8 protein-coding genes are annotated in these 20865 nt (G+C 65.2%); 7 read left to right on the forward strand and 1 reads right to left on the reverse strand.

What is annotated here, in order from left to right:
• Positions 1-19 precede the first annotated feature (19 nt).
• From PTE30175_RS04700 to PTE30175_RS04715, 4 genes are all read left to right on the forward strand, one after another.
• The gene (locus tag PTE30175_RS04700) at positions 20-3157 is read left to right on the forward strand and encodes an MdtB/MuxB family multidrug efflux RND transporter permease subunit (protein WP_150695898.1); all 3138 of its coding nucleotides are present in this window, start codon (positions 20-22) and stop codon (positions 3155-3157) included.
• The gene (locus tag PTE30175_RS04705) at positions 3154-6318 is read left to right on the forward strand and encodes a multidrug efflux RND transporter permease subunit (RefSeq protein WP_150695899.1); all 3165 of its coding nucleotides are present in this window, start codon (positions 3154-3156) and stop codon (positions 6316-6318) included. The genes PTE30175_RS04700 and PTE30175_RS04705 overlap by 4 nt, the downstream gene beginning before the upstream one ends.
• A gap of 49 nt (positions 6319-6367) precedes the next feature.
• Positions 6368-7888: an efflux transporter outer membrane subunit gene (locus PTE30175_RS04710; protein WP_150696065.1), complete on the forward strand. Its 1521-nt coding sequence runs from the start codon at positions 6368-6370 to the stop codon at positions 7886-7888.
• Between the two features lie 476 nt (positions 7889-8364).
• The gene (locus tag PTE30175_RS04715) at positions 8365-9006 is read left to right on the forward strand and encodes a response regulator (RefSeq protein ID WP_224788601.1); all 642 of its coding nucleotides are present in this window, start codon (positions 8365-8367) and stop codon (positions 9004-9006) included.
• A gap of 51 nt (positions 9007-9057) precedes the next feature.
• Here the strand turns inward: PTE30175_RS04715 and PTE30175_RS04720 are convergent, their stop codons facing one another.
• On the reverse strand, positions 9058-11280 hold the full coding sequence (locus PTE30175_RS04720) for an FUSC family protein (protein ID WP_150695900.1): 2223 nt from the start codon (positions 11278-11280) through the stop codon (positions 9058-9060).
• A 170-nt stretch (positions 11281-11450) separates the two neighbouring features.
• Between PTE30175_RS04720 and recC the strand changes: the two genes are divergently transcribed.
• From recC to recD, 3 genes are read left to right on the forward strand one after another with little or no spacing between them, the layout of a single operon-like run.
• The gene (gene recC / locus PTE30175_RS04725) at positions 11451-14870 is read left to right on the forward strand and encodes an exodeoxyribonuclease V subunit gamma (RefSeq protein WP_150695901.1); all 3420 of its coding nucleotides are present in this window, start codon (positions 11451-11453) and stop codon (positions 14868-14870) included.
• Positions 14867-18694 carry an exodeoxyribonuclease V subunit beta gene (recB, locus tag PTE30175_RS04730; protein ID WP_150695902.1) on the forward strand — a complete coding sequence of 1276 codons (3828 nt, stop codon included), beginning with the start codon at positions 14867-14869 and terminating at the stop codon, positions 18692-18694. The genes recC and recB overlap by 4 nt, the downstream gene beginning before the upstream one ends.
• Positions 18691-20853, forward strand: a complete 2163-nt coding sequence (recD, locus tag PTE30175_RS04735; protein ID WP_224788602.1) for an exodeoxyribonuclease V subunit alpha — start codon at positions 18691-18693, stop codon at positions 20851-20853. The genes recB and recD overlap by 4 nt, the downstream gene beginning before the upstream one ends.
• The last annotated feature ends 12 nt before the right edge of the window (positions 20854-20865 follow it).

The following is a 20865-nucleotide window of genomic DNA, read 5'->3' on the forward strand; positions in this document are numbered from 1 at the left end:
ACTGTCTGGTGAACCGCGCATGAACCCGTCCCGTCCGTTTATCCTGCGTCCGGTAGCGACCTCGCTGCTGATGGTGGCCATCCTGCTGGCCGGTTTCGTGGCGTACCGCCTGCTGCCACTGTCCGCACTGCCGGAAGTCGACTACCCGACGATCCAGGTCGTCACGCTCTATCCGGGCGCGAGCCCGGACGTCATGACCTCGTCGGTCACCGCCCCGCTCGAACGCCAGTTCGGCCAAATGCCGGGGTTGAACCAGATGTCGTCGACCAGTTCGGGCGGCGCGTCGGTCATCACGCTCCAGTTCTCGCTCGACCTGGGCCTCGACGTGGCCGAGCAGGAAGTGCAGGCGGCGATCAACAGCGCCAGCAACCTGCTGCCGTCCGATCTGCCGATGCCGCCGATCTACAGCAAGGTGAACCCGGCGGACACGCCGATCATCACGCTGGCGGTCATGTCGAAGACGATGCCGTTGCCCAAGCTCGAGGATCTCGTCGACACGCGTCTCGCGCAGAAGATCTCGCAGTTGCCGGGCATCGGCCTCGTCAGCATTTCCGGCGGCCAGCGTCCGGCCGTCCGGATTCAGGTCAATCCGACCGCGATCACTTCCTACGGCCTCAACATCGAAGACGTGCGCGCGTCCATCGCGGCATCGAACGTCAACCAGGCGAAGGGAAGCTTCGACGGGCCGCAGCGCGCATCGACCATCGACGCCAACGACCAATTGCGATCGGCGGACGAATATCGCAATCTCGTCATCGCATACAAGAATGGCGGCCCGATCCGCCTGGCGGACATCGCCGACGTCATCGACGGCGCGGAAAACACCAAGCTTGCCGCCTGGGCGAACACAACGCCGGCTATCGTGCTGAATGTGCAGCGCCAGCCGGGCGCGAACGTGATCGAAACGGTGAACCGGATCAAGGCGCTGCTGCCGCAACTGCAGGCGGCGCTGCCCGGCAGCGTCGACGTGCAGTTGCTGACTGACCGCACCACCACGATCCGTGCATCGGTCGCGGACGTGCAGTTCGAACTCGTGCTGGCCGTCGCCCTGGTGGTGATGGTGATCTTCATGTTCCTGCGCAACGTGTCGGCCACGATCATCCCGAGCGTCGCCGTGCCGCTGTCGCTGATCGGCACCTTCGGCGTGATGTACCTGGCGGGCTTTTCGATCAACAACCTGACACTGATGGCGTTGACGATCGCGACCGGCTTCGTGGTCGACGATGCGATCGTGATGATCGAAAACATCGCGCGATACATGGAGAAGGGCGACACGCCGTTGCAGGCGGCGTTGAAGGGGGCGGAACAGATCGGCTTCACGATCATCTCGCTGACGTTTTCGCTGATCGCGGTATTGATTCCGCTGCTGTTCATGGGCGATGTCGTCGGACGGCTGTTTCGCGAGTTCGCGGTCACACTGGCTGTCTCGATCCTGATTTCGGCCGTGGTGTCTCTGACGCTCACGCCGATGATGTGCGCGAAGCTCCTGCGACACGTGCCGGAAGAGAAGCAGGGGCGTTTCTACCGCGTGATGGGGCATTTCTTTGACCGCGTCATTGCCAAGTACGGCGAATGGCTGACGTGGGTACTGGCGCGTCAGACCGCGACGTTGTTCGTTGCCCTTGCCACGCTGGTGCTGACCGTGTTGCTGTATCTCTGGGTGCCGAAGGGTTTCTTCCCGACGCAGGATACGGGCGTGATCCAGGGGATTTCCGAGGCGCCGCAGTCGATATCGTTTTCGGCCATGGCCACGCGCCAGGAAGCGCTCGTCGCGCAGGTTCTCAACGACCCGGCGGTCGAATCCGTGTCGTCATTCATCGGTGTCGACGGCGTGAACGCCACGCTCAACAGCGGCCGTCTGCTGATCAACCTCAAGCCCAGGGGCGAGCGCGCCGACAATGCATCGGAGATCATCCGCCGGCTGCAGACCTCGGTGGCGAACGTCGGGGGCATTTCGCTGTTCATGCAGCCGGTGCAGGATCTGACCATCGAAGACCGTATCAGCCGGACGCAATACCAGTTCACGGTGCAGGACCCGAACCTCGACACGTTGGGCGAATGGGTGCCGAAGCTGGTGGAGAGGCTGCAGCACGTGCCGGAACTGGCTGACGTCACGAGCGACCTGCAGGTCAACGGCTTGCAGGCGTACGTCGACATCGACCGCGACACGGCGAGCCGTCTGGGCGTGTCGCCGGCGAACGTCGACCAGGCGCTCTACAGTGCCTTCGGCCAACGCCTGATCTCGACGATCTACACGCAATCGTCGCAATACCGCGTCGTGCTGGAAGTGGCGCCGGAATACCAGAAGGGACCGGCTGCGCTGAACGCCATTTACGTTGCCTCGACGGGTGGGCAGCAGGTGCCGCTGACGGCGTTTGCGCGCATTGTCGAGAAGCCGACGCCGCTTGTGATCAACCATCAGGGGCAGTTTCCGTCGGCGACGATTTCATTCAATTTGGCCAAGGACGCTTCACTCGGCAACGCGGTCAAGGCGATCTTGGCGGCGGAGCAGTCGATCGGTTTGCCAATCAGTACGCAAACGACGTTCCAGGGCGCGGCGCAGGCCTTCCAGGCGTCGTTGTCGAATACCCTGTGGCTGATTCTCGCGGCGGTCGTCACGATGTATATCGTGCTCGGTGTGCTGTACGAGAGCTATATCCATCCGATCACGATCCTGTCGACGCTGCCATCCGCGGGGGTGGGCGCGTTGCTCGCGTTGATGGTGTCGGGCAACGACATCAGCATCATCGCGATCATCGGCATCATCTTGCTGATCGGTATCGTGAAGAAGAACGCGATCATGATGATCGACTTCGCGCTCGAAGCGGAGCGCGAGCAGGGCATGGCGCCGCGCGAGGCGATCTATCAGGCGTGCCTGCTGCGTTTCCGTCCGATCCTGATGACGACACTGTCCGCCGTGCTCGGCGCATTGCCGCTGATGCTCGGCTCGGGCGTCGGCTCGGAGTTGCGCCAGCCGCTCGGTATCACGATGGTCGGCGGCCTGATGGTCAGTCAGGTGCTGACGCTGTTCACGACGCCAGTCATCTATTTGTGGTTCGACCGACTCGCGCGCCGCGTAAACGCGTGGCGCGAGCGCAAGTTCGGACCGTCCGAGCCGTCGCATGCGTTTGATTCGACGGACGGCGACGCGCCATGAATCTCTCGGCCGTATTCATCAGGCGCTCCGTCGCGACCGTCCTTCTGACGATCGGCGTGACGCTGGCCGGCATGGTCGCGTTTGGATTGTTGCCGGTGTCGCCGTTGCCGCAGGTCGATTTTCCGACGATCTCCGTGTCCGCGTCGCTGCCGGGCGCAAGCCCGGAGACAATGGCCGCGAGCGTGGCCACGCCGCTCGAACGGGCGCTCGGGCGCATTGCCGGCGTGACGGAGATGACGTCGAACAGCTCGCTCGGCTCGACCCGCGTGACGCTGCAGTTTGATCTCGATCGCGACATCAACGGTGCAGCGCGCGACGTCCAGGCCGCCATCAATGCGGCGCGCAGCCTGCTGCCGACGGGCCTGCCGAGCAATCCGACTTACCGCAAGGTCAATCCGGCCAGCGCGCCGGTGTTGATCCTGGCGCTCACCTCGGAGAGCATGACGCGCGGCCAGATGTATGACGCCGCCTCGACCATCCTCGCGCAAAAAATCTCGCAGCTCCGGGGCGTGGGCGACGTGACGGTCGGCGGCAGCTCGCTGCCGGCGGTGCGCGTCGAGTTGAATCCGATGGCGCTGAACAAATACGCCATTCCGCTCGAGAAGGTACGCACGGCAATTCAGTCCGTCAATGCCAATCGCCCCAAGGGCGCGCTCGAAGATGGCGACCGCCGATGGCAGATTCTGGCCAACGATCAGGCGACGTCGGCGAAGGACTATCTGCCGGTCATTGTCAGCTATCAGAACGGCCATCCGGTCCGTCTGCAGGATATCGCCACGGTGGTGGATTCCGTGCAGGATCTGCGCAATGCGGGCTCGGCCAACGGCAAGCCGTCGGTGCTGTTGGTGATCACCACCCAGCCGGGCGCGAACATCATTCAGACGGTCGATAGCATCAACGCGATCCTGCCGACGCTGCGCGCGTCGATTCCGGCAGCGATCAATCTTGATGTGGTGATGGACCGCACGCCGACCATACGCGCCTCGCTGCGCGAAGTCGAGCACACGCTGCTGATTTCGATCTCGCTGGTCGTCATGGTGGTGTTCCTCTTCCTGCGAAACTGGCGCGCGACGCTGATTCCGAGCGTCGCGGTGCCCGTCTCGCTGATCGGGACGTTCGCCGTGATGTATCTGTGCGGCTTCAGTCTGGACAATCTGTCGCTGATGGCGTTGACCATCGCCACCGGCTTCGTCGTCGACGATGCGATCGTTGTGCTCGAGAATATCTCCCGGCACATCGAGGAAGGCCTGTCGCCAATGGCCGCGGCGCTGAAGGGCACGCGCGAAGTCGGGTTCACCGTGTTGTCGATGAGTATTTCGCTGGTCGCGGTGTTCATTCCGCTGTTGATGATGGGCGGCATCGTCGGCCGCCTGTTCCGTGAGTTCGCCGTGACGCTGTCGGTGGCGATCCTGGTTTCGCTCGTCGTCTCGCTGACGACGACGCCGATGATGTGCTCGCGACTGCTGAAGGCGCGCAAGCCCGCGGCTTCGGTGCTTGGGCACGATGCGCCGCCCGCGTCGGCGACACCGGTGAAGCCGTCCATCTGGACGCGCATGGGCAAATTTTCGGAGCGCGCGTTCAACGGCTTGTTGCGTCAATACGAGGAGTCGCTGGCGTGGGCATTGCGGCACGGCCCGCTGATGATGCTGATCCTGCTCGGGACGATCTGCCTGAACGTCTGGCTCTACATGGTGGTTCCGAAGGGCTTCTTTCCGCAGCAGGACACGGGGCGCATGATCGGATTCATCCAGGCCGATCAAGCCATCTCGTTCCAGGCGATGGAAAAGAAGCTCGCCAACTTCATCAGCATCGTGCAGGCCGATCCGGCGGTCGATACGGTCACCGGTTTCACGGGCGGCTCGCGGCGCAATAGCGGTGCGATGTTCGTCACACTCAAGCCGATCAAGGCACGCAAGGTTTCCGCCGATCAGGTGATCGCCCGGTTGCGCGTCAAGCTCGCGAAGGAGCCGGGGGCGAACCTGTTCCTGCAATCTGTGCAGGATATCCGCGTCGGCGGCCGCGCGAGCAACGCGCAATACCAATACACGCTGCAAGCGGACGATCTCAATGAACTGCGCGAGTGGGAGCCAAAGGTGCGCAATGCGCTGTCGCGCGTGCCGACGATCGTGGACGTGAACACCGACCAGGAAGACAAGGGCTTGCAGACCTCGCTCGTGATCGACCGCGATCAGGCCTCCCGCCTCGGCATCACGGCAAACATGATCGACAGCGTGCTCAATGACGCGTTCGGGCAGCGGCAGGTCTCCACCATCTACAACCCGCTGAACCAGTACCACGTGGTGATGGAAGTCGCGCCGCAGTGGTGGCAGAGTCCCGAGTCGCTCAAGGATATCTACGTGGTGACGGCCGGCGGGGCGCAGGTGCCGCTGTCGACCTTCTCGAAGTTTGGTCCGACCAATACGGCGTTGGGCGTGTCTCACCAGGGGCAGTTCGCCGCGAGCACAATCTCGTTCAACCTGCCGCCGGGCGTGTCGCTCGGCGATGCGCAGCGTGCAGTCGACGACGCCGTCGCTCGTCTGGGCATGCCGACGTCGGTGCACGGCAGTTTCCAGGGCACGGCTCAGGCGTTCCAGGATTCGCTCAGCAGCCAGCCGGTCCTGATCCTGACCGCACTGTTGACCGTGTATATCGTGCTGGGCATCCTGTACGAGAGCTACGTCCATCCGCTGACGATCCTCTCGACCCTGCCGTCAGCCGGCGTGGGGGCGCTCCTGGCGTTGCTCGTGTGCGGCACCGAGTTCTCCATCATCGCCCTGATCGGGGTGATCTTGCTGATCGGGATCGTCAAGAAGAACGCGATCATGATGATCGACTTCGCGCTCGACGCGCAGCGGCGGCAGAACATGGCGCCGCGCGATGCGATCTTTCAGGCGTGCATCTTGCGGTTCCGGCCGATCATGATGACGACGATGTCCGCCATGCTCGGTGCGGTGCCGCTCGCGCTGGGCACGGGCGATGGCGCGGAATTGCGCCAGCCGCTGGGCATCTCGATTGTCGGCGGTCTGCTGGTCAGTCAGTTGCTCACGCTGTATACGACGCCGGTCGTCTATCTTTATCTCGATCGTTTGCGCGCGCGCATGCAGCGCTTGCGCGTGCGCCGCCGCGCCGCAAGTCCTTCTGTGGAGATCGGCCATGGCTAACCCTGCTGCAGTGAGCGAATTGCCGCCGTCCATTCCTTTGATGCGTCTCATGATTCGACCTTTGAACCGCCTTTCGAACCGCTCAACCCTTCGCGCCGTTGCCGCGGCCGCCGCAGCGCTCTGGCTTGCCGGTTGCGCCGTCGGCCCCGACTACGTGCGTCCGGCGATGGAAACGCCGGCGGCATTCAAGGAAACGGGTGACTGGAAGCCGGCCGAGCCGCAGGATGCGCATCCGAAGGGGGACTGGTGGGCGATTTATCAGGACCCCACGCTGGGCGAGCTGATGACGCAGGTCAACATCAACAACCAGAACATCAAGCTTGCGGAAGCCAACTACCGTCAGGCACAGGCCGTCGCGTCGCAGGCACGCGCGGCGTTCTTCCCGACGGTTGGCGCCAGCGCAGGTGTCACGCGCAGCAATTCGCGCAGCGCGTCGACCGGTGTCAGCGGCGGCGGGGCAGGCATCTCCAATAACTACAGCCTCGCGGCCAACGCGAGCTGGGAGCTGGACCTGTGGGGAAGTGTGCGCCGTTCCGTCGAGGCGGGCGAGGCCGGCGCGCAGGCAAGCGAGGCGCAACTCGCCAATGCAAGACTGTCCGCGCAGGCGCTGCTCGCGGAGAATTACTTCGACCTTCGCGTAACGGATGCGCAAAAGGCGTTGCTCGACCGTACCGTTGAAGCCTACGCGCAGACGCTCAAGCTCACGCAGAACCGGTACGCGGTTGGCGTGGCGCAGCGCTCGGATGTCATTCAGGCGCAGACACAACTGCAATCCGCGCAAGCGGAGGCCATCGATATCGAAGTCACGCGCGCGCAACTCGAGCACGCGATCGCGCTGCTCGTGGGGCGCGCGCCTGCGGCGTTCTCATTGCCGCCGGCGCCGTTGCGCGTGGCATTGCCGACGCCGCCGGTGAGCCTGCCGTCACAGTTGCTGGAACGCCGCCCGGATATCGCGGCGGCCGAACGCCAGGTGGCGTCGGCGAATGCCCGTATCGGCGTCGCCCGCGCGGCGTTCTTCCCGACCTTGTCGCTATCGGCCTCGGGCGGCTTCCAGAGCAGCAGCTTCGCCAATTGGCTGACGCTTCCGAACCGCATCTGGTCGCTCGGTCCGGCGCTGGCGGCAACGTTGTTCGACGGCGGCCTGCGGCGTGCGCAGACGGACGCTGCGGTCGCTGCCTACGACGCGCAGGTGGCGGCGTACCGCCAGACGGTGCTGAGCGCGTTCCAGGGTGTCGAGGACAATCTGGCGGCGCTCAACTATCTGGGGCGCGAAGCCGCAGTGCAGAACGACGCCGTACAATCGGCGCAAGAGGCTGCACAGCTGATTCTCAATCAGTACCGCGCCGGCACGGTCAGCTTCATCAACGTGATCACGGCGCAGACCACGGCCTTCACCGCGGAACGCACCGCCTTGCAGATCCTTGGCCGGCAGTTCACGGCGAACGTCCTGCTGGTGACGGCGCTCGGCGGCGGCTGGCATGCGGGCGAGGCGCCGCCGGCCAACAGTGGCGTCCCGACCCCGCCGGCGCCTGCGTCCGGTGCAGGCGCCGCCGGGCGCGACGCCGGGTAGCGCTAATGTCGGTTTCGCGACGCACCGGAGCCTGTGCGCGTCAGCCGGCCGCAACTTGCGGAGGCTCCATTCTCACCGTCAAATTGCGTCGTTCCATTTCGGGATAATTCCGATAGTTGGCATGTCCGGTCACGAGATTTCCGTGACTCGGACAGGTCCATTCTTTGCGCGACGTCGCGTGTCCCCGCGTTGCACATCTTCCTGAAAAGCCATGTCCTGCAAGGGTTGAGGGCGATGTGCAAGTTCCGATGCGATTTTCGGAATCAGGCCGAAACTATTTTTTAAATATTACGGTATCCAAAATTATTTGCGCCGCGTCCCATAAAATCGCCCCCGGCGATTTGACAGAATGGTCGGACTTCGCGTCGCCAAGGCGGGCGTGGAGTGTCGTCAGGCGCCGCCATCGGGGCTCCCCGGGGTAGCGCATTTTTGGCCTGACCGACTTTCTGCCTGATGACGGAGAAGGAGGACATGCTATGACAATCAATGTCTTGGTAGCCGACGACCATCCCATCGTGCGTTACGGGATTCGTCGCTTGCTTGAAGAAAACGAAATCATCAACCTGGTAGGTGAGGCATCCGACTCGACTGAACTGGTCGGCATGCTGGGAGACAAACCGTGCGATATTCTGGTTACCGACTTTTCGATGCCGGGCGGACAATTCAAGGATGGCCTGTTTCTCATAGGCTATGTCCGCCGGTACTTTCCTCACGTCAAGATCATCGTCGTCACGATGCTCGAGAATCTGGCGATACTGCGCGGCATTCTGAAGCTCGGTGTCCACTCGATTCTCTCGAAACTCGACGAGCAGAGCCATATTGCGGAAATCGTCTGTGTTGTCGCCGACGGCAGCCGCTACATCCCGGCGGGGCTGGCATGCCGGCTCAACGACGCCAACGCCGAGGAGGCGTGGGGGCCCGATGTTCCCAAGTTGAGTGGCCGCGAGGTGGAGGTGGTCCGCCTGTTCGTGTCGGGCATGACGATCAGCGAGATTGCGGTGAAGTTGAACCGCAGCGTGAAGACCGTCAGTTCGCAGAAAACGAACGCGATGCGCAAGCTCGGACTAGAGCGCGATGTCGACTTGTATCACTACGCCACACGTAGCGGTATCGCCTGAGTGCCGGGCGCGGCGGCGGCCCCGATTCGGCACGCCCCGCGCCCGGCGGGATCAGGCAGGCAAACGGATGCCGCGCATGTCGCGCAGGATCAGTTCTCCCGAGCGCAGCATTTGCTTCAGTTGATGCACGATCAGCTTGAGTTCCTGAACGGCTTCGGGCGCCGGGTCCGCCAGTTGCTCCTTCGCGACCACCAGGGCGTCCAGGCGGCGGGTGTAGTCGCGCATGGTTTCGGCCACGGATTGCGAGTCGGTTTGCACGGAAGCCGCGGGGGCGGCCGCCGCCTGACTGAGCAGGTCGCTGATGGCCCCGACGACATGGCCCAGTTCGCCGGTCTTGTCGGCATCAACCTGACGCGCCAGGATCTCCGAAATGCCTGTGATGTGCGAGGCGAGTACGTGGTTCTGGACGAGCAGGTCGTTCAGTTCCGGCACCGATACCTGCTTCGACTTCGGCTCGAGCATCATGCGCTTGAAGGCGGCGCCGAAGTTGCCGAACGCGATATGCATGTCCTTGCGTGCGAGCCGGTATGCGAGATCGTCGCGGCGGCCGTTGCGGCCCACGCACGATTCGAGATAGGTGCGGGTCGACTGCACTGCGTCCCGGATGAGCGGCCCCATCAGGCGGTATTCCCAATAGGGGAACAGGTAGCTGCACACCAGCGCCACGCCCGAGCCGATGGCCGTGTCGATCGCCCGCTCGCCGATCACCGCCAGGGACCCCGGAAGCAGGAAATGGAACAGGAGCAGCACGTATGACGACATGAACACCACCGACAGCCCGTAATTGAACAGCGACAGGCTGTTGCCCATGATCATGCAGAAGAACATCAGCGCGAGCAGTACCCAGGCCTTGTGCACAAATGCGAGCAGCGCCAGCACGCCGATGCAGCCGACGAGCGTACCCGTCAGCCGCTGGAAATTCTTCTGTTTTGTCAGGCTGAAACCGGGCTTCAGGATCACGATGATGGTGAGCAGCACCCAGTAGCTGTGTGCCTGACTCTCCAGAAGCGGCCAGTTCTGGCAAATCAGCAGGCCGAGCGTGATGGCGATCGTCACGCGCAAGGCGTGGCGAAAACTCGGCGACGAAAACGTCAGGTTCTTCGAGAAAAGCTTCGGCGAGAAACTCTGTCGCGAGACGAAACGGCCCAGCGCCTGATCCATGCGCATTTCGGTGGCGGGCGTGCCGGCGTCCAGCCGGGTGTTGCGGTGCATTTTCTCGACCACGCGCGTGGCGCTCCACACGCGCCGGAACGTCGCCGCAAGCGCCTGGTAAGCCTCGGGCGAGCGTTGCGGCACCTGTTGCTTGCGCATCAGTTCGATTTCGTACTCGATCGCACGGAATTCCGCGCGCCAGCTGCGGCGTGGCTTCGACGGCTCATTCACCGCGATCGCGTAGCCGATGGCGTCGACCTCCCTGCCAATCTTGCGGATCATGTCGCGGAAGAAGATGAGCACGTCGCCACTGGCGAATTCGCGACGCAACATCGGGTAGTCGGTATGCACGGCCACCACGACCTCGTGCAGGTCGACAATATTGATGAACAGGTTGAACAGCATCACACGGCGCGGATCGAGTGTGCCGCTGCGCAGGCGGGGCAAGTTGCGCAGGATGATTTCGCGAGCGGCCTGCTGTTTTTCGACGACGGTGACCTGGGCGGCGATCAGGCGCCGATAGCATTCGTCCAGATCGGCCTCGACGTCGTAGAACGCGGCCTTGGCCTCCAGGTACTGGGCTGTGACGAAGAAGCATTCGGCGAGTGTCTGCTGTTCGATGCGGAACCACCAGAGCCGGCAGATCGCAAGGCTGAAGTACGTATACCAGAGACCTCCCGCCAATACCGCGCCTGCGTCGAGCACGGCCTGATGGCGTGTCACGTCGGCCTCCACGTTGAGCACCATCATCATCAGGCAGGCAAAACTGACGAGCGATGCACGGTAGCCGTAGACGACCAGCATCGAGAGCAAGAACGACAACGCCAGCGTCGTGATCCAGAGTTGCCAGGGCGCGGCGGCCGTCGCCACCCCGGTGATCAGCACCGTGGCCGCGCCGAGCAGCGTGCAACTGAGCAATTCGGTATGTTTATGACGCAGCGGACCGTTGATGTCGATGACGCTCGCGCACAGGGCACCGGACGCGACCTCGATGCCGAGCAGATGCATGTCAAGGCCCCAGTACAGGACGAGCGCCGGCAGTATCACGCCCACCGCCTGACGCGTGCCGCTGAAAAGGTAGTGACTGTAGAGAAACTTCTTGATGTCGGTCTGATAGTCCATGCGTCGGGAATGGGCGGGTCGGCCGTGTGAGTCTAGCGCATCGCATCGCCGGCGCGAAGACTTTCGGATGTCTCCGAGTGCGGCGCATGGCCCGCATTTGTTATGCTTGCGGGCAATGACCTTGCGAGGGCGGCGTTTGTCGTCCTTGCCATCGGGAACCGTCCAGCCGCATGCTCCATCTCTTCTTCTCGAACCGCTTTACCACGCTTGAAGCCGCGATGTTGCGCGATCTCGCCAACATGCCGGGCGATCCGCTGCAGGCGGAGACGATTGTGGTGCCGAGCGTTGCCGTCCGGCGGCGGCTCGAACTCGATTACGCGTCGGTGTTCGGGGTCTGCGCCAACGTGCGCCTCGCCTATCTGGCGCAATGGCTGTGGGACATGGTCGGCAAGTTGCTGACCGTGCCGGACAGCTCGCCGTTCGCGCCTGACCGGCTCGTTTGGCCGCTGTACCAGTGCCTTGCCCAGCCATGGGTGGCGAATTCCCCCCGGCTGGCCGGCTATCTCGGCGAGGCCGACGACGTCATGCGCTTCGAGCTGGCCGATCGTCTGGCCCACGTCTACGATCAATACCTGACCTACCGGCCCGATTGGCTCGAACGCTGGCAGTCTGGGAATACCATCGCATCGGGCGGTGCGGAAGCCTGGTCCGACAATCAGCGCGACGACGAACGCTGGCAGGCCGAACTGTGGCGGCGGGTGCTGGCGCATCTGGACATCCGCGAGCGTCACCCGACCTTGCGCGCGATTGACGCCATCGATCAGCTGACGCCCGAAACCTTGCCGCCGGGGTGGCCGTCCCGCGTCGCGATATTTGCGCTGTCCTCCATGCCGCCGCTCTCGATGACCCTGGTCAAGGCGATGTCCCGCCTGATCGACATTCATCTTTACGTCCTCAATCCCTGCGAGAGCTATTGGTTCGACATCGTGCCGCCAGCGCGGCTGTCGTATTTGAAAACGCGTGACGGCGCGGCGCACCAGGAGGTCGGGCATCCGTTGCTGGCTGAATGGGGGCGGCAGACCCAGTCGCATATCGACCTGCTGTACGCCGACCTGGCGCAGCACGCGGTGGAAGATCGCGCGTTGTTCCAGCCGAATCCCTCGCCCACACTGCTGGCGGCCCTGCAAAACGGCATCCTTGCGCTCGACGATGGCAGTCAGGGCAGCCCTGACGACGCCGCACCGGACGGCACGATCGAAGTGCATGTGTGCCACAGCCTCGCGCGGCAGATCGAGGTATTGCACGACCGATTGCTCGCCTGCTTCGACGCCATGCCGGACCTGAAGCCGGACGACGTCCTCATCACGGTACCCGATCTGGGGCACGCTGCGCCGTTGATCGACGCGGTATTCGGCACGGCCACGCCGCGCATTCCCTATTTGATCACCGGGCTGCCGCCGACGCGCACCAATCCGGTGGCGCGCGCCTTCACGTCGATACTTGCGCTGCCGCAACGGCGTGTGGCGGCATCGGATCTGGTCGAGCTGGCGCGCACGGAAGCGGTGGCGTCGCGCTACCGTCTCGGCGGCAATGCGCTCGATTCGATCCAGAACTGGCTACATGCCTCGGGCGCCCGGCGCGGGTGGCGTGGCGACGCGCTGCAGCGGCTCGAAGCCGGCGGCGCGCCGCCGCAGCGCTCTGACGCTGCGGCGGGCGATATCGGTGCCGGCACGGCGTCGCCCGCCGAAAGGCATACGTTGGGCGACGCCATGATGCGGCTGTTTCTCGGCTACGCGCTGCCCGATCGCGCGTTGCCTGTCGACGATTGGCTGCCCGTCGGCGGCATCGAAGGCGCGCGCGCGGCATTGCTGGGCGATCTTGCGCGGCTTGTCGACGATCTTGATACGGCAACCGTCACGTTGCAGTCCGAACGCACGGCCTTGGCCTGGCGCGATCTGCTGCTGGGCCTGCTCGAACAATTCTTCTCCGACGAGGTGATGCACGCCGACGACGTCGCGGAAGTCCGCATGGCGATCGAGCAGATCGGCAACGCCATCCACGACGGCGCGCCCGACGTCGCGGTGCCGGTCGCGGTGATTGCCCGCGTGCTGGCCGAGGCGCTCGACGACCCGACGCGAGGCGGCGTGCCTTCCGGGCGCGTCACGTTCGCCGCGATCCCGAGCTTGCGCATTCTGCCGTACCGGGTCGTCTGCATGCTCGGCATGGACGATGGCGTGCTTCCCGGGCGGGTGCATGCCGATGAATTCGATCTGATGCGCGCGTTGCCGCAGCGCGGCGACCGGCAGCGGCGCGACGACGAACGCAATCTGTTCCTCGATTTGCTGCTGGCGGCGCAGGACCGGGTCTGGATAGGCTACACCGGCCGCAGCGTACGCGACAATTCGGCGCTGCCGCCATCGACCGCCGTCGATGAATTGCTCGATTTCCTGGCGGCGCTGCTGGCGCCGGCGGCGCTCGGGTTCGAGGCGGACGATCGCGCCAAGGCACGTGCCCGCCTGATTGTGGAGCATCCGTTGCAGCCGTTTTCCCCGAGCTATTTCGACGGATCGCGCGAAGCGCTTTTCAGTTACGACGTTGCGAACGGCGAAGCCGCGCGCGTGCTTGTCGAGGCCGCGAGCACACCGGCGTCGCTGGCCGCAGCGCCGCGCTTCGTGACGGCGGCATTGCCGTCGGCGGCGCAAACGCCAATCGCACTGGATGATCTGATGCGTTTCTGGCGGCATCCCGGCCGCGCATGGGCGAGAGACCGTCTGGGGCTCGCACTGTTCGAAGCCGCTGCAGATGTCGACGACGACGAACCGTTTCTGCTGGACTGGTCGGGGCGGGACGCGCTCGCGGCACGCCTGCTGCCGCGCATGCTGACTGGCGATATCGCCGATCGGGCGTCCGCTGCCGCGATCGATCGCATCGCGCGGGTCAGCCATGAGTTGCCTGCGGGCGCGACGGGCGCCGTCTGGCGCCAACGCGAGCTTGCGGGCTTGCGGGCACTCGCCGCGCAGGTCCGGGAGGCCGAGACGCAAGGGGTTGACGAAGCGGTGCTGTCGATCGAGCTGACGCCCCGTTTGCCGACAGACTGGACAATCGACATGCCGGCTGCGTGGCACGGCGACGCCACGCTTGCCACACCGTGCCTGCTGCAGGGACGCCTCGCGCCGTTGACACCGCACGGTCTCGTGATGTTCCGGTACGGCGGCATGCGTCCGAGCGATCTGCTGACGGCGTGGCTGTCGCATCTGGCGTTGTGCGCGCACCTCCAGGCTGCGGATTCGCCAGACGTGGCCGTTGCACCGCGCACGCACTGGTTTGGCGACGACGACGCCTTCGCACTGAAACCCGTGACCGACGCCGCGACCGTGCTCGGTCACTACGTGGCGCTCTATCGGCTCGGCCAGGCGCGCCCGTTGCCGTTCTTTGCGCGCACCAGCTGGAAATTCGCGAGTCACGGCCGCCGTGGCGATGCGGAGTCCGAATGGAGCGGCTCGCGTTTTGCGCGCGGCGATTGCGAGGATCCGTATGCGAAGCTGGTCTGGCGCGGTGTACCCGATCCGCTCGATGCGCCGTTCGAAGCCCTGGCGCGCGCCATATACCAGCCGCTCATCGCCCACCTTGAATTGCCGGAGGGCACATGAGTCAGCTGACGGAACTCGACGTTTTCTCCTGTCCGCTCGACGGCGTCAGCCTGATCGAGGCGTCGGCCGGCACCGGCAAGACGTGGAACATCTGCGCGCTATACGTACGGCTGGTCCTCGAGAAAGGGCTTACCGTCGAGCAGATTCTCGTCGTCACGTTTACGAATGCCGCGACTGCGGAGTTGCGCGACCGGATACGAACGCGTCTGTCAGGCCTTGTTGCGGCGATGGCGCCGACCACGGGTGACGAGCACGGTGAAGACGGCGATGACGACTTCGATCCGTTCGCCTCAGACGATCCATTGCTGGGCGTGTTGATTGCCGGGCTTGTCGAGCGGGGAGAACTGACGCCGGCGCTCGCGCGCCAACGGCTACAGGCGGCATTGCGCGGATTCGACCAGGCCGCCGTCTACACCATCCACGGATTCTGCCAACGCGCGCTTGCCGAGGTGCCGTTCGCAGCGGGCCTGCCGTTTGCCTACGAACTGGTGCCGGACGACAGCGGCGTGCGCCACGATCTGGCCGTCGAGTTCTGGCGCACGGCGGTGGAGCCGGCCGCCGCTGCAGATCCCGCATTCGCGGCGTGGCTCGTCGACCGGAAGTATTCGCCGGGCACGTTGACCGAGCAACTGGCGCGTCGGCTCAAGAAGCCGTTGGCCGCGTTGCGTTGGCCCGAGGCGATCGACGCGCAACACGGCGCCGGTGGCCCGTTGGCCGAGTGGTATGACGAAGCGCGAGCCACATGGCAGACGAGCGCAGGCGATATCGAGCGGCTGATGCGCGATGCGCTCTCCCGCTTCAAGCAGAACATCTATCACGCGGGATCGCTTGCCCAGGCGCTGGCGGCCTGGCGCCGTTACTTCGGCGCGGCGGACCCCTGGGCGCCGCTGCACGACAAGGCAGCGCTCCTGGGCACGGAAAGGCTGATCAAGGGCTGCAAAAAGGGGGAAACACCGCCGGAACACCGCTTCTTCGGACTGGCGGAGGCGATCGTGTCGGCTCGCGCGTCCGCCGACGACGCTCACGCCATGCAGTGGCTGAGACTGTTGCGTGGATGGCTCGAAACGTCTCCGGAGGCATTGGCAGAGCGTAAACGCCTGTTGCGCGTGGTGTCGTTCGACGATCTGCTGGGCAATGTCGCCCGTGCGCTGCGTCAGCATCCGGCGCTTGCCCGGGTGTTGCGCGACCGTTATCCGTGCGCGCTGATCGATGAATTCCAGGATACCGACCCGCTCCAGTTCGCCATCTTCAACGGACTGTATGGCGAAGCCGCGGACGGCGGGCTGCGCGGGCCGATGTTCATGGTTGGCGACCCCAAGCAGGCAATCTACAGCTTCCGCGCGGCCGATTTGCATACTTATCTCGCCGCGCGCGAGGGGGCCGACGCGGCATATACGCTGGCCGTCAATCAACGTTCGACGCCGCCGGTCATCGAAGCGGGCAATCGCCTGTTTGGCGCCAATCCGCGTGCGTTTGTCCTCGATGGCCTCGACTATCCGCCGGTACGCCCGGGCAACCGTCGCCGTCCGCCTTTGCAGGACGCCGCCAGCGTCGCCGATTTCACCGTCTGGATGCTGCCCGAAGGGGGCCGCGAAGATGACGCGGGGAACGCTGATAAGGACAATGACGATGCCCCGGCCACGCTGACCAAAGACGAGGCGCAGCGGGCCTCGGCGCGCGCCGCTGCTGCGGAGATCGCCCGCCTGCTCAGTGGCGCGGCCCACGGGCAGGTCGCGCTGGGCGACCGTCCATTGGGCCCCGGCGATATCGCGGTGATCGTGCAGACGCACCGCCAGGGCGCGCTGATGAAGTCGGTGCTGGCGGAGTACGCGATCGGCAGCGTCGAACTGACGCAGGACTCCGTATTTGCCAGCGATGAAGCCGAAACGCTGCTGAGGGTGTTGCAGGCCGTCGAAGCCCCGGGAGATGTGCGCGCCCTTCGCGCCGCGCTATCGACAGAACTGTTCGGACTCGATGCAAGCGCACTGTACCGGCTTCAGACGAGCGAGGCGTCCGATGCGGAAGCGATTGCGTGGATCGAGCGCTTGCAGCGTTACCGGCAACTCTGGATCGACCGGGGCTTTGCTGCCATGTGGCGCGCGCTCATGCGCGAACTTGAGCTCGCGGCACGGCTGGTCGCGAGCCCGGGCGGTGAACGCCGCCTGACCAATTTCGCACATCTGGCGGAATTGTTGCAGTCGCGCTGGGCCGAGCAGCCGGGCATGCCGGCGTTGCTGCGGTGGCTGGCTTCGCAACGCACGGCCGGTGGTGGCGAAGCGGCGCAGCTTCGACTCGAATCTGACCAGAATCTCGTGCAGATTGTCACGGTGCACAAATCGAAAGGCCTCGAATACGAAATCGTATTCTGTCCGTTCCTGTGGGACGGGGCTGTGCGAGACGCGGGCGGTCTGCAGGGGCGGGAGTATCACGACGGTCCCGATGCCATCATCGATTTCGGCGAGGACGGCGGCCGAGGCGGTCTCGCGGCGGCGTCACTGCGCGAGGAGCAATCGGCGGAGCAGGCGCGGCTGCTCTATGTGGCGCTCACCCGGGCGGTACAGCGCACCTATCTCGTGGCTGGCCAGTACACGTCGCGCAAGAGCACCAAAGAGGCCTGCAGCGGCATGCTCAACTGGCTTGCCGCAGGGGCAGGTGTGTTGTTTGGCGATTGGGTCGCCGCAAAGACGCCGCCGGAGGCAATCGCTGCAGCGTGGCGCGCACTCGATGGCGGGCCGATTGCCGTGGTGCCGTTGCCGATGCCGTCAGGTGTTGCCGAGCGCGTGCGCGTGGCGGCGCATGCCGTCACGACGCTTGCCGCGCGCAGCAGCCAACGCGCGTTGCGCGAGGTGTGGCGAATCGGCAGCTTCTCCGGGCTGCTCGCCGGGGCCCATATGGGACCGCAACTGAGCGGCGGGCAACTGAGTGCGCCGGAACGCACGCGTCCCGACTATGACGCTCAGGTGAATGCCGGTCCGTCGCTGGCGCCGCCGCCCGGGGCCGACGGCATGGCGCTGCCCGCCGACGACATCCTCATGTTTCCGCGGGGGCCGGCGGCTGGGGAGTCGTTGCACCGACTGTTCGAGTTGGCCGATTTCCGGCGGCCCGAAACGTGGCCGGCAGCCGTCACGCGTGCGCTTCGCGAACGTCCGCCTGCCCGAGGCATGGAGCAGCTCGACGAATGGCGGGCGATGATGACGAACATGCTGACCGATACCGTGGGCACCACGCTGCGGCCAGGACTGCGTCTTGCCGACGTCGGACTGGGCGCGCGGCTGACCGAGCTCGAGTTCACCTATCCGGCCGGCGCTGTGCGGCTCGACATGTTGCGCGCATTGTTGCGTCAATACGGCTATCCCGACGTTCCGCTCGACGCCAGTGCGCTGCGCGGATATTTGAAGGGTTTCATCGATCTGGTTTTCGTTCACGAAGGCCGGTGGTGGATTCTCGACTGGAAGTCCAACTACCTCGGCACGTCGCCGCAGGATTACGGCCCCGAAGGTGTGCGCATCGCCATGGCGGAACACGGCTATCACCTGCAATACCTGATCTACACCGTCGCCCTGCATCGTTACTTGCGCCGCCGTTTGGCTAATTACGACTACGATCGGCACATGGCGGGCAGCCTGTACCTGTTCGTGCGCGGCGTGCGCCCCTCGTGGCAGGTCGACGGTTCGGGCGGCGGATCACCGGCGGGCGTGTTCTTCGATCAACCGCCGCGCGCAATGGTCGATGCGCTCGACCATCTTTTCGATGCTGCGAACTCGCCGGCCGGCCTTGACGATACGGGACTCGACGCACGCCCGGATCTGGAGGCGAGCGCATGAGCGAGATGATCAACGCCAGCGTGGCTGACGCTGGGGCCAACTGGCTGGCAGAAGGCTTTGCCCGCCGCATGGCGCTGTTGGCGCGCGGACGTGGCGCATCGGATACGGTATGCCGGCGCGTTTGGCGCGCGTCGCTGGCCGTCAGTCTGGCGACGTCCGAGGGGCATGTTTGCGTGCCGTTGGCCGATCTGGTCGATGCGAGATCCAGCGGCGAATTGTTCCCGGATGCCGCCCCCGCGCTCACCGAATGGCGCGATGCCTTATTCGCCAGCGGCTTGTGCGGGGTCGCCGGCCCGGACAGCGCGGCCGGTGGCGATGCCGACGGCGACGCCTGGCCGCTGCTGCTCGACAGCGACGACCGGCTCTACCTGGCGCGCTATTACAGCTACGAGGCGCGCCTGGCCGCCGCGCTCGCCCGGCGGCTCGGCAACGCAAACGCCAGCGGCGAGTCTGGCGACGGTGCGCCGGCTGACGGCGACACGCTGACCGACGATGACCGTGCCCGTCTGCGCCGTTACTTCACGGCAGGCGTGATTCTCGCCGACGACGGGTCATTGGAACCGAACTGGCAGATGGCGGCGGCCGCGCTGGCCTTGCAACGCAAGCTCGTGGTGTTGAGCGGCGGCCCGGGGACCGGGAAGACGACGACGGTCGTGGGCTTGCTCGCGTGCCTGCTGGAGCGCCAACCCGACCTGCGCGTGGCATTGGCTGCCCCCACGGGCAAGGCGGCGCAACGGATGCAGGAAGCGCTGAGCGCCCGGCAGGATTTACCGCCAAATGTGCGTGCGGCCTTGCCCGAAGCCGCGTTGACCCTGCATCGGCTGCTCGGCGTGTTGCCGGAGACGGCGGAGCACGTGGGGCGGCGTTTCCGCCACGATGTGGACAACCCGTTGCCGTACGACCTGATTGTCGTCGACGAGGCGTCGATGATCGACTTGTCGCTTGCGACGCAACTGATCGAGGCCGTGCCTGCGCAGGCACGGCTTGTGATGCTCGGCGACAAGGACCAGTTGGCGGCCGTCGAGGCGGGTGCCGTGTTTGGTGAACTGAGCGCTGTACGGGCCTTTTCGCCGTCGATGCGGGTCAAGCTTGCGCAGGCGCTGGACTGGCCGGGCGCGGCGGCGCGCAGGGTACCGGGGAGCGACGATCGCGATGGCGCCCGCCCGGTGCTGGAGGACGCGGTCGTTTGGCTCGAGAAAAACTACCGGTTCGGCGAGTCATCGGCGATCGGGCGGCTGGCCACGGCCATCAAGCTCGGACGTGTGGCCGACGCGCGGCGTGAACTGGTGCCGGACGGGGAGGGCGAAGCGCAGGGCCGGGCGCCGCAAGCCGATACCCCGGAGACCGCGCCTGCCGAAGGGCGCGCAAGGGACGAAGTGGGCGCGCCAACGGCCCCTGCCGACGACCCGCAGGCCGACCGCGTGCGCTTGTATGAGGACGGCGGCACACAACTTTCGCCACGGCATCTGCACGATCTTTCTGCCGGCTACATCCCTTACCTGACGGCACTCGCTGCGGCATTGCAAGCCGCAGCGCAGGCGGGCGAGATGCCAACGGATCCGGCGCAGGCGCAGGCGCTCGCTTCGGAAATCGCAGCGCCGGTGTTCGCCGCCTTCGGCCGTTTTCGTGTCCTTTGTGCGACGCGCACGGGGCGGCGCGGCGTCGAAGCGCTCAACGCGCAGCTCACGGCGTTGCTTGCGCGGCAGGCGGGCGTCATGATGAACGCGGGCGGCGGCGCATGGTTCGCGGGCCGGCCGGTGCTCGTCACGCAAAACGAGTATGCGCTGGGCCTGTTCAACGGCGACATCGGGATTGCCTTGCCGCTCGGCCCGGGAGGCGCACTACGCGTCGCCTTCGCGACGCCGGACGGCAAATATCGGCTTTATTCTCCCGCTAGCTTGCCGACGCACGAAACGGCGTTTGCGATGACGATCCACAAATCACAGGGGTCGGAATTCGAGCGCGTGGGCATTGTCCTGCCTGAGCAGATCAGCCGGGTGCTGACGCGCGAGTTGGTCTATACGGCGGTCACGCGCGCGCGCAGGCAGGCGGCGCTGTACGCGCCGTGGGCGGCGGTAGCGTCGGCGCTGGCGCGGCCGACCTTGCGGGACGGCGGTTTGTCGGCACGCTTGCGCGAGGCGATGATGGCGCCAGCGTAGCGCCGCTTACGG

The sequence above is a fragment of the Pandoraea terrae genome (genome assembly GCF_902459695.1).
Lineage (GTDB): Bacteria > Pseudomonadota > Gammaproteobacteria > Burkholderiales > Burkholderiaceae > Pandoraea > Pandoraea terrae.

Bases quoted from the DNA above. Each gene is read 5' to 3' on its own strand.
- PTE30175_RS04700 (WP_150695898.1), top strand. From the start codon at position 20: ATGAACCCGTCCCGTCCGTTTATCCTGCGTCCGGTAGCGACCTCGCTG.
- PTE30175_RS04705 (WP_150695899.1), top strand. From the start codon at position 3,154: ATGAATCTCTCGGCCGTATTCATCAGGCGCTCCGTCGCGACCGTCCTT.
- PTE30175_RS04710 (WP_150696065.1), top strand. From the start codon at position 6,368: ATGATTCGACCTTTGAACCGCCTTTCGAACCGCTCAACCCTTCGCGCC.
- PTE30175_RS04715 (WP_224788601.1), top strand. From the start codon at position 8,365: ATGACAATCAATGTCTTGGTAGCCGACGACCATCCCATCGTGCGTTAC.
- PTE30175_RS04720 (WP_150695900.1), bottom strand. From the start codon at position 11,280: ATGGACTATCAGACCGACATCAAGAAGTTTCTCTACAGTCACTACCTT.
- recC (WP_150695901.1), top strand. From the start codon at position 11,451: ATGCTCCATCTCTTCTTCTCGAACCGCTTTACCACGCTTGAAGCCGCG.
- recB (WP_150695902.1), top strand. From the start codon at position 14,867: ATGAGTCAGCTGACGGAACTCGACGTTTTCTCCTGTCCGCTCGACGGC.
- recD (WP_224788602.1), top strand. From the start codon at position 18,691: ATGAGCGAGATGATCAACGCCAGCGTGGCTGACGCTGGGGCCAACTGG.